This is a genomic window from Shimia fortis, assembly GCF_040225985.1.
Taxonomy (GTDB): Bacteria; Pseudomonadota; Alphaproteobacteria; order Rhodobacterales; family Rhodobacteraceae; genus Shimia.
Genome location: NZ_JBBPEU010000006.1, coordinates 71,739 through 95,934, shown reverse-complemented (window position 1 = coordinate 95,934; position 24,196 = coordinate 71,739). Strand labels below are relative to the sequence as shown.

Sequence of the window (24,196 nt, the reverse complement as noted above, 5' to 3'; positions counted from 1 at the left end):
GGGTATCTCGCCCGTGTTTAAGTGTGATCCACTGGTTTTGCCACCGGATTTTGCATCGCAGAGGGTTCAATGTGACGCGCGGCTTGTGTCCAGGCCCTGAGGGCCACGGAAACAGACGGGATTGTTTCGGACCAAAACCCGTGAAACACCGAACTTTCCGTCAGTTTTGGCCCCATCTTCAAAGCCCCGCGATGCGCGCCACTTGTGACATAGGCCTTCATATGTGCAGGGCTTTCCCAGACCGTGATCGAAAAGTAGTGCCCAAGGGCAGGCACCGTCTTTGCCACCACACATCCTCTGGCCGTTTTTGCCTGTTTCAACGCGGCTGATGCACGCCAGAAAAACTCGGGGTAGTGCCACCAATGGCGCATTTTGGCGGCGCCGACCGCAACATAGTACATGGGTGATCTCCAGACATCAGGAGATCTACAGGATAGTTTGATCGCAAGGCGAAACCAGCCTGTGCCGGATCAAGTCAGGATCGGCACCTGCTGCGCACCCTGCCCATTTGCCGCCTCAACAAAGGCGCGGATCAACGCCACGTCCTTGACGCCCGGCGCGCTTTCCACGCCCGAAGAGACATCGACCTGCCGCGCGCCTGTCATCTGCACCGCCGTGGCAACGTTTTCGGGGGTCAGCCCGCCTGCCAACATCCACGGGCAGGGCCAGTATTTCCGGTTCACCAGACGCCAGTCAAAAGACAGCCCGTTGCCGCCCGGCAGGTCTGCGTTTTTGGGCGGCTTGGCATCGACCAGCAATTGATCAGCGACCGCACCATAGGCCTGTAGCTGGGACAGGTCGGAGTCGTCCGCGATACCGACCGCCTTCATCACAGGCAGGCCATAGCGGGCGCGAATCTCGGCCACCCGTTCCGGCGTTTCGCGCCCGTGCAGCTGCAACATGTCCAGCGGCACCGCCTCGACCAGCCCGTCCAGAAACGCATCATCCGCATTCACGGTCAGCGCCACTTTGGCCAGCCCCACTGGCGCCGCCAGCGCAAGGTCACGCGCTTGGGGCACCGACACGTGGCGCGGTGATTTTTCAAAGAATACGAACCCCGCATAGGCGGCCCCCGCCTCGGCGACGGCCACGACATGCTCAGGCTCTTTCAGCCCGCAGATTTTCACACGAATATTCATGCGCTCTCTTTCACGCAAAAAAGGCGGTCTGTAAACCACACCGCCCTTTGCCTCGGGACACAGGCCCCGGTGTTCTTGTGTTCGGGATTCAGCTTGCCTCGTCGAGCAGCGCCAGAACCTCGTCTTTCTTTTCGTTCTGTTTGCCCTTCAGACGGCGCACCTCGCGCTGGGTCTGTTTCAGCTCTTTCTGGGTCTTCACCTTTTCCGAGCGATGCTTGTGCTCGCGAAGCCATTCCCAGACGAACCCGATCAGCAGGCCGACCACCACGCTGCCCAGAATGACAACGAACAGCGGCAGGGTCACCGATTTGTTAAAGCCGAACAGTTCGGCCAGGGCATCGGGCAACAGCACAAGCTGCACCGGCTGCAGGTTGGCAATCGCCACCGAGATCAGGGCAATCCCGATCGCACCAAGAAACGCGTAACGAATATATCGCATGGATTACTTTCCGTTGAGACGATCACGCAACAGCTTGCCCGTCTTGAAGAAAGGCACGTGCTTTTCCTCGACCTGCACCGATTCTCCGGTGCGCGGGTTGCGGCCCACGCGGGCGTCGCGCTTCTTGACCGAAAAGGCCCCGAAGCCACGCAGCTCGACACGGTCCCCGCGGGACATGGCGTTGGTGATTTCGTCAAAGATCGTGTTAACGATCCGTTCTACGTCCCGCTGGTATAGGTGCGGGTTTTCATCTGCAATCTTCTGGATCAGTTCCGAACGGATCATGTGTGTATCTCCCTGGGCGTGCATGTCTTGTTGCGTGCATCACGCCAACTATAGGAACAATCCCGCAAAACGGAAACAAATTGCGGGGCCAAGATCGGAAAATCACGGTGCAGACGCCGGTTTTTTGGACGGATCGGCGAAAGGCCGCCGCCTGCCAGCGGATGCAGGGTATCGCGGCCGGGCTTCTGCGGCGCAGAGAACTCGTTGATTCGGAATGGAAAACCCTTCAGCTGCTCGAACCGTTCGGCGAAACTGTTGCCCATGCAAAGAAAAACGGCCCCGCGCATCCGCGAGGCCGTTTCCATAAACCGGAGATCCGGTTCGATCTTATCAGTCGCCCGATTTCAGAGCCGCGCCGAGGATATCGCCCAGCGATGCGCCCGAGTCCGAAGACCCGTACTGTTCCACGGCTTCTTTCTCTTCGGCGATCTCGCGTGCCTTGATCGACAGGCCCAGACGACGGGTCTTGCTGTCAACGTTGGTCACGCGCACGTCGACCTTGTCACCAACCGAGAAACGCTCGGGGCGTTGCTCTGCACGGTCACGCGACAGGTCCGAACGACGGATGAACGACTTCATGCCTTCGTACTCGACCTCGATGCCGCCATCTTCGATCGCGGTCACTTCCACGGTGATGACCGAGCCACGCTTCACGCCGCCAACGGCTTCTGCGAACTTGTCACCGCCCAGTGCCTTGATCGACAGCGAGATGCGCTCTTTGTCGACGTCAACTTCCGAAACCACGGCGCCGACAACGTCGCCTTTCTTGTAGTTCTGGATGGCGTCTTCGCCGCGCTCGTCCCACGAGATGTCCGACAGGTGAACCATGCCGTCGATGTCGTTGTCGAGACCGATGAACAGACCGAACTCGGTGATGTTCTTGACTTCGCCTTCGACCTCGGTGCCCTCGGGGTGGGTTTCTGCAAACACTTCCCACGGGTTGCGCATGGTCTGCTTGAGACCCAGCGAAACGCGGCGCTTAGCGCTGTCGATTTCCAGAACCATGACTTCGACTTCTTGCGAGGTCGACACGATCTTGCCGGGGTGCACGTTCTTCTTGGTCCAGGACATTTCGGACACGTGAACCAGACCTTCAACGCCGGGCTCCAGCTCAACAAACGCACCGTAGTCGGTGATGTTGGTGACGCGACCGGTGTGGACCGATTCCAGCGGGTACTTGGCAGCCACCAGATCCCACGGATCGTCTTGCAGTTGCTTCATGCCCAGCGAGATGCGGTGGGTTTCCTTGTTGATCTTGATGACCTGTACCTTGACAGTTTCACCGATCGACAGGATTTCCGACGGGTGGTTCACACGGCGCCATGCCATGTCGGTGACGTGCAGCAGGCCGTCAACGCCGCCCAAGTCAACAAATGCACCGTATTCGGTGATGTTCTTGACCACACCTTCGACCGCCTGGCCTTCGGACAGGTTGCCGATAACCTCGGCACGCTGTTCGGCGCGCGATTCTTCGAGGATCGCACGGCGCGACACAACGATGTTGCCACGGCGACGGTCCATCTTGAGGATTTGGAACGGCTGCTTCAGCCCCATCAGCGGGCCGGCGTCGCGCACGGGGCGCACGTCAACTTGCGAACCGGGCAGGAAGGCCACGGCGCCACCCAGATCGACGGTGAAACCGCCTTTTACGCGGCCAAAGATGGCGCCTTCGACGCGTGCGTCGTCTGCATATGCTTTTTCCAGGCGATCCCATGCTTCTTCGCGACGGGCCATCTCGCGCGAGATGACGGCTTCGCCACGGGCGTTTTCAGCCGCGCGCAGGAAGACTTCGACTTCGTCGCCAACAGCGATTTCAGGGGCTTCACCGGGGTTTGCGAATTCTTTCAGATCAACGCGGCCTTCCATTTTGTAGCCTACGTCGATAATGGCTTGGCCCGCTTCAATTGCGATGACCTTGCCTTTGACAACCGAACCCTCGTTCGGGGTGTCCATTTCGAAGCTTTCGTTCAGGAGGGCTTCGAATTCCTCCATCGATACGTTTTGAGCCATGTGGTCTCAGTTTCCTTTACTAACGTTTTTTCGGGCCGAGCGGTTGTCTCCGCCGGTCTTGGTGACGCCTGCTTTTGCAGACAGATTGGTCAGACGCACACATAAAACAAAGAGGGCCGGAGGTTCCGACCCTGCTCGTCTCTTTTGTTCTATGGCGGTGTTCGCCTTGTCGACAGGGCGCTCTCTACACCCACAAGGCGCGATTATCAACCGGTTTTGCGTTTTTGCGAGGCGTCAAAGGCAAATGACACGCGATCCCGCGCCAGGGTGGCTGCTTCAACCTCGGTTAGACGGGCCAGTGCGCGTTCCGGCCCGCCCTTGCGACAGGCGCGGTTCCAGATGCGTAGGGCGGAGGCCGGGCTCCAGGGCAGTGCCGCCTCACGCAACCACGCCCGCAACGGCGATGGCAGGCGATCAAAACGGCGCATCGGGTCACTCTGGTAGCGCCTTGCAAGACTTGATGCGAGATTCCGGCCCATGTCTCTCACCCCTGAACACATTGTTACGTTATCACATTTCATACCCAAAGTGAAAACAGCCCGCAAGCTAGTTCAAGGCGCGACGTGCGAGGGCCAAAGGGCGTTTCCACACATGCGGTACATTGCCTTGCAGTCAATAACTTAAACCGGAATTATCCGCGCCCAGTTGGGCCTCGCCCCCAAGTGTCGGGCGTTATACGCGGGTGAGGGTCAAGCCGCCAACGACACGGGCACCTTGGTTTCGCTGCTCTTGACGCCCCCAATTCCTGCGTATGCCAAAAGCAGCTCTCCTTCGCGCCGTGTCAGGGATTGTCGCGCCGTGTCGCCAAACCCTGCCCAGCCCTGACGGAATTCAGGAAACCTCTGTTTCAGATCCTCTCGCGCCTCAGCATCCATAGCTGCAATTGCCGCGTCTCCCGGAAACAGGCTCTCGCAAGGCAAACCGTTTGCCACAAGCACTTCGTGCCGTTCGAGTAAAAGATGGTAATAGGTAACGCCGCAGACGATATCTGCCGCTCCCTGGCCTTCCAGATCGGCAAAGCTGATCGCCGGTACAAATACCTCTGCATTGCGGAAAAGCAACTCGGCTTCCCAGCCCGCAAATAACACACGATGCTGGGGCGACAACCACAGGTCGCGCGCGGGCAGCCCCCTGCCAAGAACACCCTTTGCGATACGTACCGGCCTGAACCGTTGCTCGATGAGCAATTCCGAAAATGTCAGGTGCCGCTTCGCTATCCAGCGGATGGTTCGCGTGTCACCTTCAAACGTCGTGACTGTGTCACCAATCGCGAGTGTCTCGACAGGCCGCTCGCCGGAGGGGGTCAATATCCCGGCACCTTCGACAAAGCATACGGGTACGTTCAAGGTCGTCGTGAAAGATACAAGACTATGAGCCCAGTTCGGAAAGTCCTCCATCGTGGCGAGGCTGATTCCGTCCGGCAGGAAAAACAAACGTTGACCATCCTCGGTGGTGATGACAACGATCCGTTCTCCCCGTAGATCCTCTCCATTCACGTTTCTGAGTTTGTTTGATTGTGGCAAGGCCCCGGAAAAGTTTACCGTGAAGCTCATTTCGACACCGTCGATGATCACGGTAGTATCGGGATCCGGCGCCCCTCCGTTCGGTTCAAGCTTAAGATCTCCGTCCGTCCCGCTTGAGAACGTGATTTCGGTCGTGGGGGTTGTACCCGTATTTTCGACGTTCAGATACGCATTGTTCGCGGTGTTGCTATCACCCGCGCGCGAAAAAGGAAATCGTCGCCATTGCTCTGCCTCATGCCCTTTCGGGCGCCCCCATTTTTTGGGGATTTTTTGTGTCCGGGATCAAGCCCCGGAGTAGCTTTGAAGCTTTCTTGATAAATGTGGCAGAAATAGGGCAAGACGCCATAGCGGCCACATTTACAGCACAATTCTGGCTTTGGAGACCGAAATGAGGACCGATCCGATGCACCGCACGCAGGCGCAGGTCGGCTTTAACCCGCCTGCTGCACACTGTCCCGCGGTTAACCACTGAAAAATGGATCTGCCCCCTGACACGGGGCTTTTGCGATCTGGCTGGACTGCGGGCAAAATGTCCGAAGCGAACCGGGGCCTGGCACCCCCGGCCCACAGAATCCGTTCCCTTTGGCGGCCGCCAATTTCAGGACTGACATATCCCCCGACGATCTGCCCCGCTCTGGCAAAGCCAGCCTGCGGGCCTCAGGCGATGCGCGCCTCAATCGTGGCAATCGCCTTGGCGACCGCCTCGTCAATCGACAATGCGCTGGTGTCGATCAGCACCGCATCCCCGGCCGGTTTCAACGGTGCCTCGGAGCGATCCATATCGCGTGCGTCGCGTTCCTTCACATCCGCCAGAACCTGCGCCCGTGTCACTTCGGCGCCCTTGGCCTCCAGTTCAAGAAACCGCCGTTCGGCGCGCACCTCGGCACTGGCGGTAACAAACAGCTTGGCCTCGGCCTCGGGGCAGATCACCGTTCCGATGTCGCGCCCGTCCAGCACCGCGCCCCCCGCGCGGCGCGCAAAGGCACGTTGGAAATCCACCAGTGCGGCGCGCACCTCGGGGATGACCGCGACCTTGCTGGCGGCCTGTGCGACTTCGGCCGTGCGCAGGTTCTCGGCCTCAATATCCCCGGCCTGCAAGGCACGGGCGGCGGCCACCGCGTCGGTTCCGTCAAGCGTGCGCGCGCCCACGGCCCGGTACAGCAACCCCGTGTCCAGATGGGCAAACCCGAAATGCGCCGCCACAGCCTTGGAAATCGTGCCTTTTCCGGCCGCTGCCGGCCCGTCAATCGCGATGGTAAAGCGCATCCTGTCCCCCTGTCTCAACCCTGTCTGGAAAGTGCCCTCTCTATCTCAGCCCGCCCTTGCGGGTTCAAGACCTATCGCAACAGTTTGCGTCCCAACCGATGCACGCTTCCCACCAGAAGTGCGACGAAACACACAGTGTGGCCCATGGATTTGCACAGCGTCAGGAAACTGGCTACCTGCACCGTGGCCGCATCAAGTTCGGCCACGGGCGTGTGCAGCATCCCGGCCACAAGGAAGTTCTCAAAATAATCCGCTGCAGTCGCCATCAGGGCAACAACGCCGAACACCGTCGCCCAAGGGCGTGGCAAAAGCATCTGCAACCCGAGGATCAGCGCAAGGCCCAGCGCCGCCGGATAGAAGATATCCAGCCGCAATTGCGTATGAAGGTAAAAGTCACGCCCCGCCGGGGACAGGTCGCCAAGGAACCGGCGCGCCTCTTCCAGACCATAACCCATGGGGCGCATGTCAAACGGCACCTGCCCGCCTGCTTCCTGCGCGATATAGGGGATCGCCCAGAACACCATCACGAGGTAAATCCCGAGGGCCCCTGTCAGGCTGAACCAGAAAACACGCCGCATATGCCCTCCCCATGCAGGGACTGTGGCCTAGTGCGTGCGCCGCGCCCCAAGGCCAAACAGGCCGAAGTGTCGGACAATCATGGCCAACAACAGCGCAAAAGCAACAAAAAGTGTGACGTATTTCGACATGGTATAGGTGCTGGCCAGCGTGACGAGATCACGGTCCAGTGTCTCTGGACCCTGCGCCACCATCTCGGCGATCAGGGCGTTTTCACACAGGTCCATCACCGCATAGCTTGACGGCACCACCAACAGGATCAGCCGCGACCACGGGTGCATGGCACTGGTTACCGCCCACAATCCCATGCCCATGAGCAGCCCCATCAACACCGGAAACACCGTGTCCAGCTGGCGCAGGCGCCCGGTATAGAAGGCCGCCTGCTCTTCGGTCAGCAATTCCAAATAATTGAGCGCGTCCAGAAACGTGTATCCCAGAACCCGCAGGTCGAACGGGGGCAGATTGTCCGGCCCCAAAAGAAGATGCCGCGCGCCCATGACGACCATCCCGAGATAGACCGTCAGGGTGACCGTCCCAAGGGCGATCATGGCTTTGGCATAAAGACTCAAAGGTTGCTTCTCTCGATCTTGGCCCCCAGAGCGGCCATCAGCGGCTCGAAAATCGGGAAAGACGTGGCAATCGGCCCGCCGTCATCCACGCTGACCGGCTGTTGTGATGCCATGCCCATGACCATGAACGACATGGCAATGCGGTGATCCAGATGGCTCGCGCAGGTAGCACCGCCCGGCACGTTGCCGTGGCCGCGCCCGTGCACGATCCACCAATCCTCGCCCTCGTCCACGTCAACTCCGTTCAGGCGCAACCCCGTGGCCATGGCCTCGATCCGGTCGCTTTCCTTGACCCGCAATTCCTTGACGCCTTTCATCACCGTGTCGCCCCGAGCAAAGGCCGCGACCACCGACAGAACCGGATATTCGTCGATCATGCTGGCCGCACGGGCCGGATCGACCTCGATGCCCTTCAGGTCGGGCGAGAACCGCGCGCGAAGATCGGCCACCGGCTCGCCCCCTTCTTCGCGTTCGTTCTCATAGGCCAGGTCCGCGCCCATCTCGCGCAGCGTGGTGAACAGCCCTGCGCGGGTCGGGTTCAGACCGATATTGGGCACCAGCACATCCGACCCCGGCGTGATGATCGCCGCACAGACCGGGAAGGCCGCCGACGAGGGGTCACGCGGCACGGCAATCGTTTGTGGCTGCAACTCGGGCTGCCCGGTCAGGGTGATGACGCGGCCCTCGTCTTTGATCTCGGTCGTGATCTCGGCACCAAAGCCTGCCAGCATACGTTCGGTATGGTCGCGGGTCGCCTCTTTCTCGATCACCACGGTCTGTCCCGGCGCGTTCAGCCCCGCAAGCAGCACTGCGGATTTCACCTGCGCCGAGGGCATCGGCACCTCGTAACGCACCGGCACCGGATCGGCCGCGCCGACAATGGTCATGGGCAACCGCCCCCCCGACCGGCCGACGGCCTGCGCCCCGAACAGGGCAATCGGATCGGTGACCCGCGCCATGGGCCGCTTGTTCAGCGATGCGTCTCCGGTAAAGGTCGCGGTGATCCCCGTGGTGGCCATCGCCCCCATGATCAGCCGCACGCCGGTACCCGAATTGCCGCAATCAATCACGTTTTCTGGTTCGGCAAACCCGCCGACCCCCACGCCTTGCACGGTCCAGCTGCCGCCGCCATGATCGGTTACCGTGGCACCAAAGGCCCGCATGGCCTTGGCCGTGTCCAGCACGTCCTCGCCTTCCAGCAGGCCAGTAATGCGAGTCTCGCCCACCGCCATCGCCCCAAGGATCAGCGACCGGTGCGAGATCGACTTGTCCCCGGGGACATGCGCCTCGCCTGTCAGCGGGCCACAGGCGCGGGAAGTCATGGGGATCAGGGTGCCATGTCCGGACATGCGCGTTTCCTTTAGTCTTGTTCCAGGTCGTTGTTAGCGCGCACGGGGCGAACCGTCCATGCGCGATAACGTCTTCATCTCTTCAAAAATACCTCTGGGGTGAATTGGCGCCGGACCGCATCCGAGGCCAAGACTGGCAACGCCCCTCCCCTCAGGTTTTGCGGAACGTCAGATAGTGCGGCGTGCGCCCTTCGCGGAACGCCTTCTGCTCGTAACGGGTGGAAATCCAGTCCTCCCACGGTTCACGCCAATCTGCCGGGCGTTCGGCCAGCCATTCAAACCCCGCCTTCGGCACCTGTTCCAGCGTCTGTCGCACGTAATCGGGAATATCGGTGGCCACGCGGAAGATCGCACCGGGTTTCAGCACCCGCGCCAGCGGTTCCAGATGCTCGGGCGTGACAAAGCGGCGGCGGTGGTGGCGCTTCTTGGGCCACGGGTCGGGATACAGCAGAAAGGCGCGTGCGATGCTGGCCTCCGGCAATACATCGAACATGTCGCGCGCATCGCCAGGATGCACGCGAATATTGTCTGCCCCGGCCTGCCGGATCTTGCCCAACAGCATTGCGACGCCGTTGATATAAGGCTCGCAGCCGATGATGCCCACGTCGGGGTTCTGCACAGCCTGATGCACCATGTGCTCGCCGCCGCCAAAGCCAACCTCGAGCCAGACATCGCGCCCGCCGAACAGCGCCGCAAGGTCGATCTTTTCGCGGTCGGGGTTTTCCTCCCAGCCGACCTTGCCCGGCGACAGCTTGGCCAGATCCTCGTCCAGCCAGGCCTCCTGCGACTTACGCAGGCCCTTGCCCTTGAAACGTCCGTAAAAATTGCGCCACGGGGCGCCCGAAGGGTGTTGAGAGTCGCTCATCGTTCCGCCAGATCTGATTTCTGGGCCATGTGCCCTGTCCTGCGCGCGGGGTCAAGTTTTGCCGAAAACCGCCTTGAGCACAAACAGTCCCGGCAGCGTCACCAGATACATGGTGATGCCATAGACCGCCGCGGGCACCGCGAATTCCGGAATGCCGCCCTGCCCCGCGATCAGACCGGCCACGGTGATGCCCAGCGCGGCGTTCTGAACCCCCATCTCGATCGAGATACAAATCCCGTCCGGCCCGCCCAGCCCCACGGCACGTGCGATCAGCACGCCCGCGATCAAGAGCACGATATTGATCCCGACCAGCATCGGCCCCAGCTGCCCCACATTCGAAATGAACATATCCCAGTTGGTTGCCAGCGCCGCGACAACGATCACCACAAACAGCACCATTGCGATGGCCGAGACCCGGCCCTCGGTCCGCTCGGCAAAATCCGTCGCCACGAACCGCACCAAGAGCCCGATCAACGCGGGCGCGGCGGTGAGGGCGAACATTGAAATCCCGATCGAGGTCACGTCGATATCCACCGCAAGATCGCCCAGAAACGCCTCTGCCGCCCAGCCCGCAAACACCGGTAGGGTGATAACCGACAACAGGCTGACCACGGCGGTCAGCGTGATCGACAACGCCACGGTGCCGCCCCCGAGCTTGGTCAGAATGTTCGACGTCACCCCTCCGGGACAAAAGGCCAGGATCATCACCCCAAAGGCCATCGCTGGTGGCAATTCGACCACCATCAGCGCGAGATAAGCCACCAGCGGCACCGCCAGAACTTGCAAGGCCATCCCCGTCAACACCGCGCGCGGCATGCTCAGCACCCGCCCGAAATCCGCGAAGGTCAGGCCATAGCCCAGCGAAAACATGATGAAGGCCAGCGACAGCGGCAGGGCAACATCCAGCAACATATAAGATTTCCTTTATCTCTTCCCTGCTCGGGACCCTGCCACAGAAACGAAGCCACAGAAACGAAAAAAGGCCAAAGCCTTCCGCTGCGGAAGCCTTTGGCCTTTCCAAGAATTTTTCAAACGCTTCAGATCGCGCGTTTCAGGTCCTCGACCAGGTCGGTGCGTTCCCAACTGAAGCCGCCATCGGCATCGGGGGTGCGGCCGAAATGGCCATAGGCTGCGGTGCGCTGATAGATAGGCTTGTTCAGTTCCAGCTTTTCGCGAATACCACGCGGGGTCAGGCTCATGACCTTGCGGATCGCCTTCTCGATTTCGGCGGGGTGCACCTCGCCGGTGCCGAACGTATCGGCATAGATCGACAGGGGCTCGCTCACGCCAATCGCATAAGACAGCTGGATCGTGCATTTTTCGGCCATACCCGCCGCCACGACATTCTTGGCCAGATAGCGCGCCGCATAGGCCGCCGAACGGTCCACCTTGGTCGGGTCCTTGCCTGAAAACGCACCGCCGCCATGCGGGGCTGCGCCGCCATAGGTGTCGACGATGATCTTGCGCCCGGTCAGGCCCGCGTCGCCATCCGGCCCGCCGATCACGAACTTGCCGGTCGGGTTCACGTGCCATGCAGTGTCTGCGCTGATCCAGCCCTCGGGAAGAGTCTCGCGGATATAAGGCTCGACAATGGCGCGGATGTCGGCGCTGGTCAGGGTTTCGTCCAGATGCTGGGTCGAGAGCACGATCGAACTGACGCCCACTGGCTTGCCGTCGCGATAGACCACCGAAAGCTGCGATTTCGCATCAGGGCCCAGCGCAGGCTCGGCGCCGGATTTGCGCACCTCGGCCAGACGGCGCAGGATCGCGTGGCTGTACTGGATCGGAGCCGGCATCAGCGCCTCGGTTTCGGTCGTGGCATAGCCGAACATGATGCCCTGGTCGCCCGCGCCTTCGTCCTTGTCGGCAGCGGCGTCGACGCCCTGTGCGATGTGGGCCGACTGTTCATGCAGCAGGTTGGTCACTTCCACGGTTTCGTGGTGGAACTTGTCCTGTTCATAGCCGATGTCCTTGATACAGGCGCGCGCGATCTCGTCGATGCGGCCCATGTATTCGGACAGCTTGGCCGCGTCGGACAATCCGACCTCTCCGCCGATCACGACACGGTTGGTCGTGGCAAAGGTCTCGCAGGCGACCCGCGCTTCGGGTTCCTCGGCCAGTAAGGCGTCGAGCACCGCATCGGAAATGCGGTCGCAAACCTTATCCGGGTGGCCTTCGGAAACCGACTCGGAGGTGAAAGTGTAGTTCTGTCTGCTCATGAAATGCTCCATTAGGTCTCGATCGTCACGCCAGGAAGCCGTTGTGACGACGGGTCCGAGGGGCTTACGCGCCCCTGCGGGAATGGTCAACGTTATTCTTGCTCGCGCGAAAGCCCGCCAGCGCGCAGAACAGCGCCAGCACCAACGCCAGCGGCAGATCCCCAAGGCGCGCATAAGGCGTCGGCGGGCGCGGCGCGGGCAGGACCGCGTCCAGATGTCCCGCCGTATCAAGCGCCAGTTGCGCCGTGATCCGCCCGCGCGCGTCAATCACCGCCGACACCCCGGTATTGGCGGCGCGCACCAGCGGCAGGCCGGTCTCGATGGCCCGCATCCGCGCCTGTTGCAGGTGCTGGTACGGCCCCGAAAAATTGCCGAACCACGCATCATTGGTCAGCTGCAGCAGAAAGGCGGGCCGTGCAGGCGCGGCACGCACATCCTGCGGGAAGACCACCTCGTAACAGATCAGCGGCAGCGCCGCGCCCAGGTCCCCAAGGTCCAGCAGCGCAGGCCCCGGCCCCGCGCTGAACCCCTGCCCCTCGCGCGCGGCCATGCCATGAATGCCCACCGTATCCAGCAGATCGCCAAAGGGCACGTATTCGCCAAATGGCACGAGATGGTGCTTGTCATAGACGTCCGAGACCGTGCCAGCGGCATCCATCACGGCGGCAGAGTTATAAAGACGCGCGCCCTCGAACCGGTTGATGCCGAACACCACCGGCACGCCTGCCGCAGCCTCGGCCATGGCGGCCAGCGTCTGTTCGGCATAGTTCAGGGCGACCGGCACCGCGGTCTCTGGCCAGACGATCAGATCGGGGCGTTCGGGCCCAGCGGCGGTGGCCGCAATCGCGCGCTGGAAAAATACTGGCATGTAGGCCGGATCCCATTTCTGCGCCTGCGGGGCGTTCGGCTGCACCAGCCGCACCACGGGGCCTTCATCGGTCTGCACCGGCGCGGGTATCGGCCAGAGCGCCGCGCCCAGAAACAGCACCGGCAGCCCTGCCAGTACCGGTTTACGCAACGCCGCAACCGCCCCCGCCACTGAAAGGAACAGGAACAGATTCAACCCGTGCGGACCGACCCAAGCGGCAAGCTGCCCCGCCCATCCCTCGACCAGCACATAAGACGGCATGGCCCATGGAAAGCCGGTGAACACATAGGCGCGCAGCATTTCCGCCCCGGCAAGGGCGACGGCCAGCCCCGCAAGGCCGGCCCGCATCCGGAACGCCGCCCAGAAAGCCGCCCCCCAGAACAACGCCAGCCCGACCGACAACAGGACCAGCGCAAAGGGCGCCATCCAGCCGTGGCGGGCCACATCGACAAGGAAGGGCTCGACAATCCAGTTCAGGGCGATGGCGAAATAGCCGGTACCCAGCGCCACCCCGCGCCACGCAGCGCGCCGTGCGGTGTCACTGTCAGAAAAGGCCCAAAAGCCCAGCGCCAGCCCCACAAAGATCAGCAGCGCCAGGTCAAACGGTGCCTGCCCCAGCGCCGCCAGCGCGCCGAAGACCGCCATCAGGGCCAGCTGTTGCCCGCACCTGCGGGCGCGCCACCAGCGCGCGGGCGCGCTGTCAGTCATCCTGTGTCTGCGCCTCGGCCAGCCGCACCCGCAGCCGCTTGATCCGGCGGGGGTCGGCATCGACCACCTCGAACTCGGTGCCGTCGGGATGGGCCACGACTTCGCCCCGCGCGGGCACATGTCCGGACAGGGTAAAGACCAGCCCGCCCAGCGTGTCGACATCTTCGGCATCCACATCGTTGTGGTCGGTCAGGTCGCGGCCGATCTCGGCCTCGAAATCCTCGAGCGGAGTCTTGGCCTGCGCCAGATAGACCCCTTCGGTCTCGCCGATCCAGAAGGCGTCTTCGCCGACATCATGTTCATCCTCGATCTCGCCGATCACCTGTTCGATCAGATCCTCGATCGTCACCAGACCGTCCACACCGCCATATTCGTCGATCACCAGCGCCATGTGGCGCCGTTCGGTCTGCATCTTGGTCAGCAACACACCAATCGGCATCGAGGGCGGCACGAACAGCAACGGGCGCAGCATGTCCTTGAGATCCAGATCGCCCCCGCTGCCGTTAAACCCGTGCTTCAGCGCGAGGTCTTTCAGGTGCACGAACCCGATCGGGGTATCCAGCGTGCCCTCGTAGACCGGGAGGCGCGTCAGGCCGCTTTCGCGAAACAGGTCGACCAGTTCGTCCTTGGTGATGGTTTCGGCCACGGCCACGATGTCGGCCTTGGGAATGGCCACATCCTCAACCCGCATCCGGCGCAGGTTGATCATGCCATGCGTCTGGGGCCGCGGGGTCGAAACATGCGAGGGGGCCTCATCTGTGGCGTCGTCGCCCGGAGAGATGGCCTTTACGATACGGCCGAAAAAGCCGCTTTGCGATTTAGGGGGGCCCAGAGGCTGCGCGCTTGGCGCTGCGTTAGAAGACCCGTCGGTACTGTCGCCCATTTTACCTTTCCAAATTGGGGGAATGTCCCCGTCTTACCCATTATATGGGTCAGGCAGACCCATTTTGCCAAGTATCGCGGTCTCAAGACCTTCCATCAGCGTGGCATCCTTGTCACGGACATGGTCATAGCCCAGAAGATGCAGCACCCCGTGCACCATCAGATGCGTCACGTGATCGGCCAGCGGTTTGCCCGCCGCGGATGCCTCGCGCGCGCAGGTCTCGAAGGCGATGGCAATGTCGCCCAGTTCCTCGGGCATACCTGCAAAACCGGGCACCGGCGGGTCGGGCACCGCCCCGTCCAGTGCCGCGCCGCGTTCGTCCGAAGGCCAGCTCAGCACATTTGTCGGCGCGGGCTTGTCGCGAAAATCGCGGTTCAGATCGGCAATGCGTGTATCGTCACAGGCCAGCACGGCAATCTCGAAATCCTGCGGGTCAAGGCCCAGATGCGCCAGAGCCGCCACCGCAGCGCGCTCGGCCAGCGTGTCGAGATCGACCTCTTGCCAGCGCGCATCCTCGAGTATCGTGTCCGTCAGCATGGTGCCCTCATCGTGGGGGCTGACTGCCCCCACACCCCCGTAGGTATTTTGCCCAAGAAAAAGCCGCTCAGGTGGCTTTCTTCCGCTCCCGCTCGGCCAGCATACGCTGTGCGTCGGCGTCATAGGCCTTGATGATGGCGGCGACAAGGGGATGGCGCACCACGTCGTCAGCGGTGAAGTAGTTGAAGCTGACATTATCGATGCCCTTGAGCAGGCGCTCGGCATCGGCCAGCCCCGAGGGCACGCCGCGCGGCAGGTCGACCTGGCTGCGGTCACCCGTGATGACCATGCGACTGCCTTCGCCAAGGCGCGTGAGGAACATCTTCATCTGCATGGTGGTCGCGTTCTGGGCTTCGTCCAGCACCACGAAAGCATTGGCCAGTGTCCGCCCGCGCATGAAGGCCAGCGGCGCGATCTCGATGCGTTTTTCCTCGATCAGCTTGGCCAGTTGCTTGCCCGGCAGGAAATCGTTCAGCGCATCGTACAGCGGCTGCATGTAGGGGTCGACCTTGTCCTTCATGTCGCCGGGCAGATAGCCCAGTTTCTCGCCCGCCTCGACCGCGGGACGCGACAGGATGATGCGGTCGACATGCCCCTGGATGAACATCGACACGCCGACGGCCACGGCAAGATAGGTCTTGCCCGTGCCCGCAGGGCCGATCCCGAAGGCCAGTTCGTGGTTGAACAGCGACAGCACATAGGCCTTTTGCGCATCGGTGCGCGGTTCGATCAGCTTTTTGCGGGTCTTGATTTCAACCGGGCCGCCCTTGAACATCTCGAGTTGGTCACCGCTGCGCGTGCCGGTGCCCTTTTCCGAGGCCCCCATCCGCAACTCGCGGTCGATATCGCCATGTTCTACGGATTTTCCGGTCTCGAGCCGCTCGTAGAGGGATTTGAGTACTTCGACCGCTTCTTTCTGGGCGCTTTCTTCCCCGAAGATCGCCAGCTGGTTGCCGCGTCTCAGGATCTGCACCGAAAGTTTCTGTTCGATGTCGGCCAGGTTGCGGTCATATTCGCCGCACAGGTCGATCAGCAATCTGTTATCCGGAAACTCGACAAGGATCTCGGCGACATTTTCGGGCGAGGGCGGTGGGGTCAGAACACCTGTGGCCAATCAACTCTCCTGCTGGCGTTTGTTTCAAGGAAAGGGTGCCAAGTCGCGGCGCGATGCGCAAGCGTCGGGGCGGTAAAATTCACATCATCGACACAAAAAAGAGCCGCGTGCAAAAACACGCGGCTCTGGGTTGTGTATGTCGACGGCATCAGATTTGGTCTTTGACCGGCGAGCCCTTCTTGAAGGGTCCGGTGGCCACGCCCGGAGGCGCGACGCCCGAACAGACGGGCTTGCCGTATTTATCGAGACGCTGCGAGAGGTAGCCCTCGAAGCCGTCATCAATGATCCAGTGGTCACAGCCATTGGGATCCACCCAGATGCCCGCCTGAAGCTGGCTCAGGTGTTTGCTGTCCCAGCCCCGGTCCACGGTTTTGTCGACCTTGTTGTCGCAGGCGGCCACGACGGCCACGGCGCCAATCAGAAGAAGACCACGCATCAGTTTCATGTTCATTCTCCTTAACGCAGACAGATAATTTCGACGCGGCGGTTTTCGGCCATGCCGGCGGCGGTGCTGTTGGTGGCGCGCGGCATGCGTTCGCCGTAGCCCCGCACGTCAATCACGCGGGCGCCGGACGATTTGGCGATCTTGGCCACGGCGTTGGCGCGGTTATAGCTGAGGCGCATGTTGTATTCATCCGAAGCGCGGCTGTCGGTATGCCCCGCGATGATAAAGGCCGAGGCGGTCGAGGTCTGGAAGAATTCCTTCAGACGCTGCGAATTGGCCGCGTTGATGTAATACCGGTCGGTGGCAAAGAACTGGTCCGAGTTCATCACGCCGCAGACATTGCCGCGCCGGCAGACCGGAATGCCCTGACGGTTCACATGCGGGCTCATATAGCCCTCGGCGCCGTCATCCATTACCCAGTGTTCGCACCCGTCCGGATCAACCCAGATTGTCGGTACATATTCCTGACCCAGTACAGTCCGCTGGGTCTGCGCAGCCGCCGGTTGTGCGAAGGATACGGCAGCCACGCACAATGCGGCGATCCCTCCCAAAGCGGTGCGACGCTTGTTCATAGTTTTGTCCGCCACAGCAAATTTCCTCTGACTTATCCCCCGGGCATGTGAAATCGCAAATGCGCATACCTCGTTCGTAATACGCATCACTGTAGCAAATTTAGAGATTGTGTGAAGGAGAATTCACAAGATGTGGTAGGAAAATGTGGCCGAAATGTGGCGCGTCCTGTGACAAGGTCCGAAATCGGGCGTCATTTTGCACGCTGCGGGAACAACGCACAGGAGACCGGCGGCTTTGTTTCCGAATACCCGCCAATCGCGGGGCGTGCACGTTTTGCGGGCATGGTGATTTTTGACGCCCCCGCCCCCCCGAAACGGGGCGAAGGTGTCGCTTTCCGGTCTCAGAGCATCTCGCCCGAAAGGGAATTGGGGCCGCTTTCCACGATGCGGACACGCGCCAGATCGCCGACTTGCGCGGTGTCGGTTGCGACATGAACCGCGTGCAGGTATTCGGATTTGCCAACCATTTGCCCTTCGAAGCGGCCCGGCTTTTCGAACAGCACGTTGACCTCACGACCGACCATGCCATCCTGCACCTCGCGCTGTTGCTGCGTGATCAGGGCCTGAAGACGATAGAGCCGGTCCGACGCCTCGGCATCATCGACCATGCCGCGTTCCGCCGCCGGCGTGCCGGGGCGCGGCGAATATTTGAAGCTGAACGCCTGCCCGTATTTGACCTCGTCGATCAGGTCCATCGTGTCCTGGAAATCGGCTTCGGTCTCTTCGGGGAAACCGACGATGAAGTCGCCCGAGATCAGGATGTCGGGCCGTGCCGCGCGGATGCGCTCGATCAGGCGCAGATAGCTATCACGGTCATGGCTGCGGTTCATGCGTTTCAGGATCTTGTTGCTGCCCGACTGCACCGGAAGATGCAGGTAGGGCATCAGCTTGGCGCAGGTGCCATGTGCCTCGATCAGGTCGTCCATCATGTCGTTGGGGTGGCTCGTGGTAAAGCGGATGCGCTCCAGCCCATCGACCTTGTCCAGCTCCCAGATAAGCTTGGCCAGGGACCAGCTGTCGCCATTGGAGGCAGCCCCGTGATAGGCATTCACGTTCTGCCCCAGAAGGGTGATCTCGCGCACGCCCCGGTCAACCAGATCGCGGGCCTCGGTCAGGATACGGTCCACCGGGCGTGACACTTCCGCCCCGCGGGTATAGGGCACGACACAGAAGGCGCAGAACTTGTCACAGCCTTCCTGCACGGTCAGAAACGCGGTCGGACCACGCTTGGCCTTGGGACGGCGCTTCAGCTTCTCGAACTTGTCCTCTTCCGGAAAATCCGTATCCAGCGCCTTTTCGCCGGTGTGGGTCTTTGCCTCCATCTCGGGCAGGCGGTGATAGGCCTGCGGCCCCACCACCAGATCGACCAGCGGCTGGCGGCGCATGATTTCCTCGCCCTCGGCCTGCGCGACACAGCCCGCCACCCCGATCTTGAGGTCCGGCTTTTCGGCCTTCAACCCTTTGAACCGGCCCAGTTCGGAGTAAACCTTCTCGGCGGCCTTTTCGCGGATGTGACAGGTGTTCAGCAGGATCATGTCCGCGTCATCGGGCGTGTCGGTGGTGGTATAGCCCGCCCCGCCCATTGCCTCGACCATGCGTTCGCTGTCATAGACATTCATCTGACAGCCATAGGTCTTGATATAAAGCTTCTTCTCGTCAGCCATGTGTCCGATCCTGTCGCGGTTTCAGGGCGCTTCCCTACATCAAAACAGGTCTGTCTTGCAATGCATGGAAAATTGATCGATTCTGCGCCCAACAAGAGCAGGAAATAACCCATGAAATACGCCTCGTTGTCCGAGTTTCTTCGAAACGGTCGCGCCGCGCTGGCCAAGGGGCCTATCGCGCTGATCTTTGGCGAGGACGAAACCGAGCTGGACACGACCCTGCGCCACCATCAACAACTGGGCTTCAAGCAGATCCTGCTGATGACCCCGGCCAGCTTCGACATCCCCGAGGATGTCGCGGACGAAATCATCCGCATCGACATGGACAGCCCCAGTGGCATGACGATGATACATGCCGTGAATGACATCATCGCTGCCGCGCCGGGCGTCTGGATGTATTATTGTTTCAACGCCGAATACCTATTCTATCCCTTTTGCGAAAACCGCACCGTGGGCGAAATGCTGACCTTCCACACCGAGGAACGCCGTGACGCAATGCTGACCTATGTGGTCGACCTCTACGCCGAGGATCTTGAAAAAAATCCCGACGCGGTGTCGCTTGAAGAGGCCCTGATGGACCGGTCGGGGTACTACGCGCTGGCCCGCAACGACCCCGACAACCACAACTACCCAAAGGAACGGCAGCTTGATTTCTTTGGCGGGCTGCGCTGGCGGTTCGAGGAACATATCCCCGCCATCCGGCGCAAGATCGACCGGATTTCGTTGTTCAAGGCCAAGCCCGACCTGAAACTGCGTGACGACTTCACCTTCAATGATGAAGAATACAACACCTATGCCTGTGAATGGCACAACAACCTGACTGCCTCGGTCTGTTCCTTCCGCACCGCAAAGGCGCTCAAGCGCAACCCGGGCAGCAAGTATGAAATCGACACGTTCAAATGGCACAATTCGGTGCCGTTCGAATGGCATTCGCGCCAGCTTCTCGACCTTGGCCTGATGGAACCCGGCCAGTGGTTTTGACACGGGTAACGGCCCTGCTGGCACTCTGTGCCATGACAGCCTGCACGCCTGTACCGCTCGACGCACCACGCCCTGTGACCCGCCATGACGTCGTTGACAACGTCCCCATCACGCCCCGCCGGGTCAGTGCCGCCCATCCCCCATCCCGCTCGGCATATTACGATCTCATCAAAGGGCGTGACGCTCTTGGCGCACGCATGCAGATGATCGACTCCGCCCAATCTACGATCGATGTCTCGACCTTTCTGATCAAGCCCGACACGGCAGGGCGTCTGTTTGCCGCCAAGCTGATCGAAGCCGCTGACCGCGGCGTGCGGGTGCGGTTCCTGATCGACGATGTGTTCACCACCGCCAAAGACCGCCATCTCGCCTATCTCGATGCGCATGAGAATATCGAGCTGCGCATGTTCAACCCCGCCCCGCGCGGACTGCCCAAGGCGCTGACCTTTCCCTTCAACTTCAAGCGCCTGAACCGCCGCATGCACAACAAGATGTTCGTGGTCGACAGTTCCATGGCGATCATCGGCGGGCGCAACATTGCCGACGAATATTACCAGCTCGACACAACCGCAGTGTTTGCCGATTTCGAGATATTCACCGCCGGCCCCGATGCCGCCAAGCTGGGCAGCCTGTTCGATACTTTCTGGAACGACGAATATGCCGTGCCGCTGGACATGCTGATTTCAGAAACCACCCGACGCCGGGCGAGTGAGGATATCATCAACTGGGAACTGGCCGCCCACCCCGAAGAAGAAGCCGCCTATCGCGAGGCCCTCGCCTCTCCGCATCTGCGCAAAATCAACGAGGGCCGCATCGCGGCGCATGCCGGTCGCGCGTGGATCATCACCGACCCCCCGCAAAAGCTGCGCAACAGCGTCGCCGAAGGCCCGCACGCCATCGCCAACGCGCTTTTCACCGAGATGCGCAACGCCAGGCGCGACGTGGTCATGCTGACCCCCTATTTTGTGCCGGAACCCTATGGGGTGCGCTTCTATGCCAGCCTTGTCGAGAAAGGGATCCGCGTGCGGATCGTGACCAATTCGCTGGCGGCCAACAATCATCCCTATGTGCATGGCGGCTATCAACCCTATCGCGAAGAGTTGCTGCGCGCTGGGGTCGAGCTTTATGAAATCCGCGCCGACGTGCCGGAACTGTTGGGCGTGCAGGACGATGGCGTGGGTCAGCCGACCCTGACCATGCACTCCAAGATGGGGGTGATCGACGACGACAAGGTGTTTGTCGGCTCGCTCAACCTCGACCCAAGGGCGATCAAGCTCAACACCGAACACGGCATGATGATCCAAAGCCCCAGCTTGGCCCGCGCCATGCGGAGCGATATCGACAACGCGCTGAACGACTATGCCTATCGCGTCGGACTGGATGACGGAGGCAATCTGATCTGGGATTATTTCGGCTTTGGCAAGACCGAGCGGCGCCTGCGGGAACCGCAGGCGACCGGGTTCCAGAAACTGATCGCCAATATCACCGAACTCCTCGACGTCGAGCTACAGCTCTAGAGCCGGACCAGAACCGCCCCCGTGCGCCCGCCCTGCTCGACCATCTCATGCGCTGCCGCGGCGTCCTGCATCTGAAAGACATTCGGTTCGGGCAAAGAAAGCGCGCCATCTGCCAGCGCCGCGTGCAGCCGTTCAATCGCCCGGCCCCGTTCGACCTCGGGCAGGATATAGATCAGCACGATATCCAGTGTCAGCGCCTTGAACAAAAGCGGGCCGAACGGGATTTCAGGCGCCATGTCCTTGGCCGAGCCATAAATGGCAATGCGCGCGTTTTCGGCCATCACCTCGGCCAGCGTCGCGATATTGACCCCGAATTCCACCTCGACCGCCATATCGATCAAACGGCCCCCGTTGGCCGCGAGGACATCCGCCGCCAGCGAATCGCTGCGGTAGTCCAGCACGTGATCGGCTCCGGCAGCCCGCATCCGGTCAAAGTCGCGGGGTGACCCTGTGGCGATCACCGTCGCTCCGCCCCACTTGGCCAGTTGCACCGCCAGATTTCCGACCGTGCCCGCACCACCACTGATCAACACGGTCTTGCCGGTCACCGTGCCCGCGCCGAAAACGCAATGCGCGGCGGTCAGGCCGGGAATGCCCAACACCGCCCCGGCCTCGAGCGACACATCCTCCGGCAGGGTCACGGCCTGCGCGTCCGGCAGGGCGATAAACTCGGCCGCCGTACCAAAGGCGCGCTGCCACTGGCCGTTCCAGATCCAGACCCGTTCGCCGATCCGGCCCGGATTCACACCCTCGCCGACAGCCTCGATCACGCCGGACCCGTCACTATGGGGCACGATCACCGGAAAGGGCGGTCGTGTCACGCCGGGCCGCGTCCCGGCCCGCGCCTTGACGTCCGACGGGTTTACCCCGGAATATGCCACCCGCACCAAAACCTCGCCCGCACCTGGCGCAGGCCGCGCAAGATCGCGCAGCACCAGCACCTCTGCCGCCGGCCCGAACCGGTCATATGTCACTGCTTTCATGATCTCTCCCCTCTCGCTTTTGGCGCCATGCTGACATGTTCGCCACACGACAACAATCGCCAAAACGCCCCTGCTTTTTCTTGGGGAAAATACCTCGGGGGAGGGTTTCAAATCCTGCGGGATTTGAAACGCGGGGGCAGCGCCCCCAAATTCGATCGCCAGCCGCCGTTACTTGCGGCGCAGACGGATCACCACGTCGACCTTGGAGATTTCCGCCCCTTCGGGCAGCTCCGGCAGTCGTTGGATTTCAAGCTGGTCTGCCGGCGCGTCGGTCAGTACGCGGTCATCTTCCCAGAAGAAATGCGGGTGGTCATGGGTGTTGGTGTCGAAATAACTTTTCGACCCATCCACGGTGATTTCCTGCATCAGCCCGGCATCGCAGAACGCCCTCAGCGTGTTATAGACGGTGGCCAGCGACACGCTTTCGCCATGCGCGCGCGCGTCGGCATAAAGGCTCTCGGCGGTGACATGGCGGTCCATGCCGTCGCCCACCAGCAATGACGCCAGGGCCACGCGCTGGCGCGTCGGACGCAATCCGGCCTTGGTCAGCCAGTTGGATCCAATGGTCGTAGCTTGCTCAGTCATGCGGGCATACCTTTTGTTTGCACGACAGTATAAAGGGCACGTGCAGGCAAATTCAAATGAAAATCAGTCGCAACCCTTCCGCATCACGCTGCGGGGCTGTGACATGACCGCACTTGCAGCGCCCTTCCGTGGGGTGTTAGAGGGGCACAAGCAAACCAGGCACGGATGACGAGGGGGTATACCAGCATGGCCGATTTCCCAACCAGCTTTGACAAAGAGGACCTGCTGAAATGCGCCCGGGGCGAATTGTTCGGCCCCGGAAATGCCCAGCTGCCCGCCCCGCCGATGCTGATGATGGACCGCATCACCGACATCTCGGGCGATGGCGGCGCGCATGGCAAGGGCCATGTTCTGGCCGAATTCGACATCACCCCCGACCTTTGGTTCTTTGACTGCCACTTCCCCGGCAACCCGATCATGCCCGGCTGCCTGGGCCTTGACGGCTTGTGGCAGCTGACCGGCTTCAACCTCGGCTGGCGTGGCTGGCAGGGGCGCGGCTATGCGCTGGGTGTGGGCGAGGTCAAACTGACCGGCATGGTGCGCCCTGATCGCAAGATGCTGACCTATAAGATCGACTTCACCAAGGCGATCCAGACCCGCCGCCTGACCATGGGCGTCGCAGACGGCATCGTCGAGGCGGATGGCGAGGTGATCTATCAGGTCAAGGACATGAAGGTCGCGCTCAGCGAAAGCTGATCCAATCCCCGGTACGATTTGAAAGAGGCCCCCTGCGGGCCTTTTTTTGTTCCATCGCGTTTTTGTTCCGCCAAGGGGCGCGACCGCGCCGCTTGCCCCGGTCCGTAGCGTGGGTTTCCAACCCGCCCTAACCCCCCAGCCATAACCGGTTCCGGGATTGCCCCGACTTAATGCAGGCTCAGCAACACCGCGATGTCGCGCCTGCCGAGTCGCTCCAGTAGGGTCCTTTCCTCGGCATGGAGCGTGGCCCCGTGGGCGATATAGCGTTCCACCTGCAAGGCGACCTCGCTTGTCGGCTGGTAATACAGAGACGGGTTCCTGTCGCTGAGTTCGTGGAGCAGCCGTTCCAGCAGTTTTTTCTGTTTCTCCGCATCAAGGTCTTTGCGTTTGTCTTGCAACATGG

The 24,196-nt window shown here is 61.5% G+C and carries 28 protein-coding genes and 1 riboswitch; of the genes, 3 read left to right on the top strand and 25 right to left on the bottom strand.

Annotation, left to right across the window (positions count from 1 at the left end; translation table 11 throughout):
- Positions 1-17: 17 nt before the first annotated feature.
- The 22 genes from WNE31_RS11050 to miaB form a co-directional block, all read right to left on the bottom strand.
- Complete coding sequence (locus tag WNE31_RS11050) at positions 18-401, bottom strand: antibiotic biosynthesis monooxygenase family protein (protein ID WP_349979832.1); 384 nt, start codon at positions 399-401, stop codon at positions 18-20.
- Between the two features lie 69 nt (positions 402-470).
- Positions 471-1,139, bottom strand: coding sequence for a phosphoribosylanthranilate isomerase (locus WNE31_RS11045; protein WP_349979831.1), 669 nt, complete (start codon positions 1,137-1,139; stop codon positions 471-473).
- 88 nt (positions 1,140-1,227) lie between these two features.
- Positions 1,228-1,578: a LapA family protein gene (locus WNE31_RS11040; RefSeq protein ID WP_349979830.1), complete on the bottom strand. Its 351-nt coding sequence runs from the start codon at positions 1,576-1,578 to the stop codon at positions 1,228-1,230.
- A gap of 3 nt (positions 1,579-1,581) precedes the next feature.
- Positions 1,582-1,863 (bottom strand): integration host factor subunit beta, encoded by a 282-nt coding sequence (gene ihfB / locus WNE31_RS11035; RefSeq protein WP_043141735.1) that lies wholly within the window; start codon positions 1,861-1,863, stop codon positions 1,582-1,584.
- Positions 1,860-2,168, bottom strand: coding sequence for a hypothetical protein (locus WNE31_RS11030; RefSeq protein WP_349979829.1), 309 nt, complete (start codon positions 2,166-2,168; stop codon positions 1,860-1,862). Before WNE31_RS11030 ends, ihfB begins: the two co-directional genes overlap by 4 nt.
- Before the next feature lie 25 nt (positions 2,169-2,193).
- Positions 2,194-3,873: a 30S ribosomal protein S1 gene (rpsA, locus tag WNE31_RS11025; protein WP_349979828.1), complete on the bottom strand. Its 1,680-nt coding sequence runs from the start codon at positions 3,871-3,873 to the stop codon at positions 2,194-2,196.
- 206 nt (positions 3,874-4,079) lie between these two features.
- The gene (locus tag WNE31_RS11020; protein ID WP_349979827.1) at positions 4,080-4,352 is read right to left on the bottom strand and encodes a DUF6525 family protein; all 273 of its coding nucleotides are present in this window, start codon (positions 4,350-4,352) and stop codon (positions 4,080-4,082) included.
- Between the two features lie 210 nt (positions 4,353-4,562).
- Entirely contained in the window at positions 4,563-5,447 is an 885-nt protein-coding gene (locus tag WNE31_RS11015) for a Hint domain-containing protein (protein ID WP_349979826.1), read from the bottom strand.
- Positions 5,448-6,053: 606 nt separating this feature from the next.
- Complete coding sequence (gene cmk / locus WNE31_RS11010; protein ID WP_349979824.1) at positions 6,054-6,662, bottom strand: (d)CMP kinase; 609 nt, start codon at positions 6,660-6,662, stop codon at positions 6,054-6,056.
- Positions 6,663-6,733: 71 nt separating this feature from the next.
- Positions 6,734-7,240 (bottom strand): hypothetical protein, encoded by a 507-nt coding sequence (locus tag WNE31_RS11005; protein ID WP_349979823.1) that lies wholly within the window; start codon positions 7,238-7,240, stop codon positions 6,734-6,736.
- Between the two features lie 27 nt (positions 7,241-7,267).
- Positions 7,268-7,807, bottom strand: a complete 540-nt coding sequence (locus WNE31_RS11000) for a hypothetical protein (RefSeq protein ID WP_349979822.1) — start codon at positions 7,805-7,807, stop codon at positions 7,268-7,270.
- On the bottom strand, positions 7,804-9,156 hold the full coding sequence (gene aroA, locus WNE31_RS10995) for a 3-phosphoshikimate 1-carboxyvinyltransferase (RefSeq protein WP_349979821.1): 1,353 nt from the start codon (positions 9,154-9,156) through the stop codon (positions 7,804-7,806). Before aroA ends, WNE31_RS11000 begins: the two co-directional genes overlap by 4 nt.
- Before the next feature lie 151 nt (positions 9,157-9,307).
- Positions 9,308-10,021, bottom strand: coding sequence for a tRNA (guanosine(46)-N7)-methyltransferase TrmB (trmB, locus tag WNE31_RS10990; protein ID WP_349979820.1), 714 nt, complete (start codon positions 10,019-10,021; stop codon positions 9,308-9,310).
- Positions 10,022-10,072: 51 nt separating this feature from the next.
- The gene (locus tag WNE31_RS10985; protein ID WP_349979819.1) at positions 10,073-10,933 is read right to left on the bottom strand and encodes a bile acid:sodium symporter family protein; all 861 of its coding nucleotides are present in this window, start codon (positions 10,931-10,933) and stop codon (positions 10,073-10,075) included.
- Positions 10,934-11,058: 125 nt separating this feature from the next.
- Positions 11,059-12,240 carry a methionine adenosyltransferase gene (metK, locus tag WNE31_RS10980; protein WP_349979818.1) on the bottom strand — a complete coding sequence of 394 codons (1,182 nt, stop codon included), beginning with the start codon at positions 12,238-12,240 and terminating at the stop codon, positions 11,059-11,061.
- A 4-nt stretch (positions 12,241-12,244) separates the two neighbouring features.
- Positions 12,245-12,293: riboswitch (SAM-SAH riboswitch) on the bottom strand.
- A gap of 11 nt (positions 12,294-12,304) precedes the next feature.
- Positions 12,305-13,816 carry an apolipoprotein N-acyltransferase gene (gene lnt, locus WNE31_RS10975; RefSeq protein WP_349979817.1) on the bottom strand — a complete coding sequence of 504 codons (1,512 nt, stop codon included), beginning with the start codon at positions 13,814-13,816 and terminating at the stop codon, positions 12,305-12,307.
- Positions 13,809-14,699 (bottom strand): hemolysin family protein, encoded by an 891-nt coding sequence (locus WNE31_RS10970; protein WP_349979816.1) that lies wholly within the window; start codon positions 14,697-14,699, stop codon positions 13,809-13,811. Before WNE31_RS10970 ends, lnt begins: the two co-directional genes overlap by 8 nt.
- Positions 14,700-14,732: 33 nt before the next feature.
- Positions 14,733-15,236, bottom strand: a complete 504-nt coding sequence (ybeY, locus tag WNE31_RS10965; protein WP_349979815.1) for an rRNA maturation RNase YbeY — start codon at positions 15,234-15,236, stop codon at positions 14,733-14,735.
- Between the two features lie 67 nt (positions 15,237-15,303).
- A complete protein-coding gene (locus tag WNE31_RS10960) occupies positions 15,304-16,350 on the bottom strand; it encodes a PhoH family protein (RefSeq protein WP_349979814.1) in 1,047 nt (348 codons plus the stop codon).
- Between the two features lie 148 nt (positions 16,351-16,498).
- Positions 16,499-16,795 (bottom strand): hypothetical protein, encoded by a 297-nt coding sequence (locus WNE31_RS10955; RefSeq protein WP_349979813.1) that lies wholly within the window; start codon positions 16,793-16,795, stop codon positions 16,499-16,501.
- An 11-nt stretch (positions 16,796-16,806) separates the two neighbouring features.
- A complete protein-coding gene (locus WNE31_RS10950) occupies positions 16,807-17,367 on the bottom strand; it encodes an OmpA family protein (RefSeq protein ID WP_463407431.1) in 561 nt (186 codons plus the stop codon).
- 341 nt (positions 17,368-17,708) lie between these two features.
- Positions 17,709-19,031, bottom strand: a complete 1,323-nt coding sequence (gene miaB, locus WNE31_RS10945) for a tRNA (N6-isopentenyl adenosine(37)-C2)-methylthiotransferase MiaB (RefSeq protein ID WP_349979811.1) — start codon at positions 19,029-19,031, stop codon at positions 17,709-17,711.
- 111 nt (positions 19,032-19,142) lie between these two features.
- Between miaB and WNE31_RS10940 the strand changes: the two genes are divergently transcribed.
- Together WNE31_RS10940 and WNE31_RS10935 are read left to right on the top strand one after the other, a co-directional pair.
- A complete protein-coding gene (locus WNE31_RS10940; protein ID WP_349979810.1) occupies positions 19,143-20,012 on the top strand; it encodes a glycosyltransferase family 2 protein in 870 nt (289 codons plus the stop codon).
- Positions 20,003-21,529, top strand: coding sequence for a phospholipase D-like domain-containing protein (locus tag WNE31_RS10935; protein ID WP_349979809.1), 1,527 nt, complete (start codon positions 20,003-20,005; stop codon positions 21,527-21,529). The genes WNE31_RS10940 and WNE31_RS10935 overlap by 10 nt, the downstream gene beginning before the upstream one ends.
- On the opposite strand, the gene WNE31_RS10930 is transcribed toward WNE31_RS10935, so the two are convergent.
- Positions 21,526-22,512 (bottom strand): NADPH:quinone reductase, encoded by a 987-nt coding sequence (locus tag WNE31_RS10930; protein WP_349979808.1) that lies wholly within the window; start codon positions 22,510-22,512, stop codon positions 21,526-21,528. The genes WNE31_RS10935 and WNE31_RS10930 overlap by 4 nt on opposite strands.
- Before the next feature lie 168 nt (positions 22,513-22,680).
- Positions 22,681-23,097 (bottom strand): iron response transcriptional regulator IrrA, encoded by a 417-nt coding sequence (gene irrA / locus WNE31_RS10925; RefSeq protein ID WP_349979807.1) that lies wholly within the window; start codon positions 23,095-23,097, stop codon positions 22,681-22,683.
- A gap of 186 nt (positions 23,098-23,283) precedes the next feature.
- Between irrA and fabA the strand changes: the two genes are divergently transcribed.
- On the top strand, positions 23,284-23,793 hold the full coding sequence (fabA, locus tag WNE31_RS10920) for a bifunctional 3-hydroxydecanoyl-ACP dehydratase/trans-2-decenoyl-ACP isomerase (RefSeq protein WP_349979806.1): 510 nt from the start codon (positions 23,284-23,286) through the stop codon (positions 23,791-23,793).
- A 167-nt stretch (positions 23,794-23,960) separates the two neighbouring features.
- Here fabA and WNE31_RS10915 read toward each other — a convergent pair whose 3' ends face one another.
- A complete protein-coding gene (locus WNE31_RS10915) occupies positions 23,961-24,194 on the bottom strand; it encodes a hypothetical protein (RefSeq protein ID WP_349979805.1) in 234 nt (77 codons plus the stop codon).
- Positions 24,195-24,196: the final 2 nt, after the last annotated feature.

Excerpts from the sequence above, each read along its gene's own strand:
- WNE31_RS10955 (WP_349979813.1), bottom strand. The coding sequence starts at position 16,795 with ATGAAACTGATGCGTGGTCTTCTTCTGATTGGCGCCGTGGCCGTCGTG.
- irrA (WP_349979807.1), bottom strand. The coding sequence starts at position 23,097 with ATGACTGAGCAAGCTACGACCATTGGATCCAACTGGCTGACCAAGGCC.
- WNE31_RS10915 (WP_349979805.1), bottom strand. The coding sequence starts at position 24,194 with ATGTTGCAAGACAAACGCAAAGACCTTGATGCGGAGAAACAGAAAAAA.
- WNE31_RS10940 (WP_349979810.1), top strand. The coding sequence starts at position 19,143 with ATGAAATACGCCTCGTTGTCCGAGTTTCTTCGAAACGGTCGCGCCGCG.
- WNE31_RS11040 (WP_349979830.1), bottom strand. The coding sequence starts at position 1,578 with ATGCGATATATTCGTTACGCGTTTCTTGGTGCGATCGGGATTGCCCTG.
- lnt (WP_349979817.1), bottom strand. The coding sequence starts at position 13,816 with ATGACTGACAGCGCGCCCGCGCGCTGGTGGCGCGCCCGCAGGTGCGGG.
- ihfB (WP_043141735.1), bottom strand. The coding sequence starts at position 1,863 with ATGATCCGTTCGGAACTGATCCAGAAGATTGCAGATGAAAACCCGCAC.
- WNE31_RS11050 (WP_349979832.1), bottom strand. The coding sequence starts at position 401 with ATGTACTATGTTGCGGTCGGCGCCGCCAAAATGCGCCATTGGTGGCAC.
- WNE31_RS11030 (WP_349979829.1), bottom strand. The coding sequence starts at position 2,168 with ATGGAAACGGCCTCGCGGATGCGCGGGGCCGTTTTTCTTTGCATGGGC.
- metK (WP_349979818.1), bottom strand. The coding sequence starts at position 12,240 with ATGAGCAGACAGAACTACACTTTCACCTCCGAGTCGGTTTCCGAAGGC.
- WNE31_RS10970 (WP_349979816.1), bottom strand. The coding sequence starts at position 14,699 with ATGGGCGACAGTACCGACGGGTCTTCTAACGCAGCGCCAAGCGCGCAG.
- WNE31_RS10985 (WP_349979819.1), bottom strand. The coding sequence starts at position 10,933 with ATGTTGCTGGATGTTGCCCTGCCGCTGTCGCTGGCCTTCATCATGTTT.
- cmk (WP_349979824.1), bottom strand. The coding sequence starts at position 6,662 with ATGCGCTTTACCATCGCGATTGACGGGCCGGCAGCGGCCGGAAAAGGC.
- ybeY (WP_349979815.1), bottom strand. The coding sequence starts at position 15,236 with ATGCTGACGGACACGATACTCGAGGATGCGCGCTGGCAAGAGGTCGAT.
- WNE31_RS11045 (WP_349979831.1), bottom strand. The coding sequence starts at position 1,139 with ATGAATATTCGTGTGAAAATCTGCGGGCTGAAAGAGCCTGAGCATGTC.
- trmB (WP_349979820.1), bottom strand. The coding sequence starts at position 10,021 with ATGAGCGACTCTCAACACCCTTCGGGCGCCCCGTGGCGCAATTTTTAC.
- miaB (WP_349979811.1), bottom strand. The coding sequence starts at position 19,031 with ATGGCTGACGAGAAGAAGCTTTATATCAAGACCTATGGCTGTCAGATG.
- WNE31_RS10930 (WP_349979808.1), bottom strand. The coding sequence starts at position 22,512 with ATGAAAGCAGTGACATATGACCGGTTCGGGCCGGCGGCAGAGGTGCTG.
- fabA (WP_349979806.1), top strand. The coding sequence starts at position 23,284 with ATGGCCGATTTCCCAACCAGCTTTGACAAAGAGGACCTGCTGAAATGC.
- aroA (WP_349979821.1), bottom strand. The coding sequence starts at position 9,156 with ATGTCCGGACATGGCACCCTGATCCCCATGACTTCCCGCGCCTGTGGC.
- WNE31_RS10950 (WP_463407431.1), bottom strand. The coding sequence starts at position 17,367 with ATGAACAAGCGTCGCACCGCTTTGGGAGGGATCGCCGCATTGTGCGTG.
- WNE31_RS11005 (WP_349979823.1), bottom strand. The coding sequence starts at position 7,240 with ATGCGGCGTGTTTTCTGGTTCAGCCTGACAGGGGCCCTCGGGATTTAC.
- WNE31_RS11020 (WP_349979827.1), bottom strand. The coding sequence starts at position 4,352 with ATGGGCCGGAATCTCGCATCAAGTCTTGCAAGGCGCTACCAGAGTGAC.
- rpsA (WP_349979828.1), bottom strand. The coding sequence starts at position 3,873 with ATGGCTCAAAACGTATCGATGGAGGAATTCGAAGCCCTCCTGAACGAA.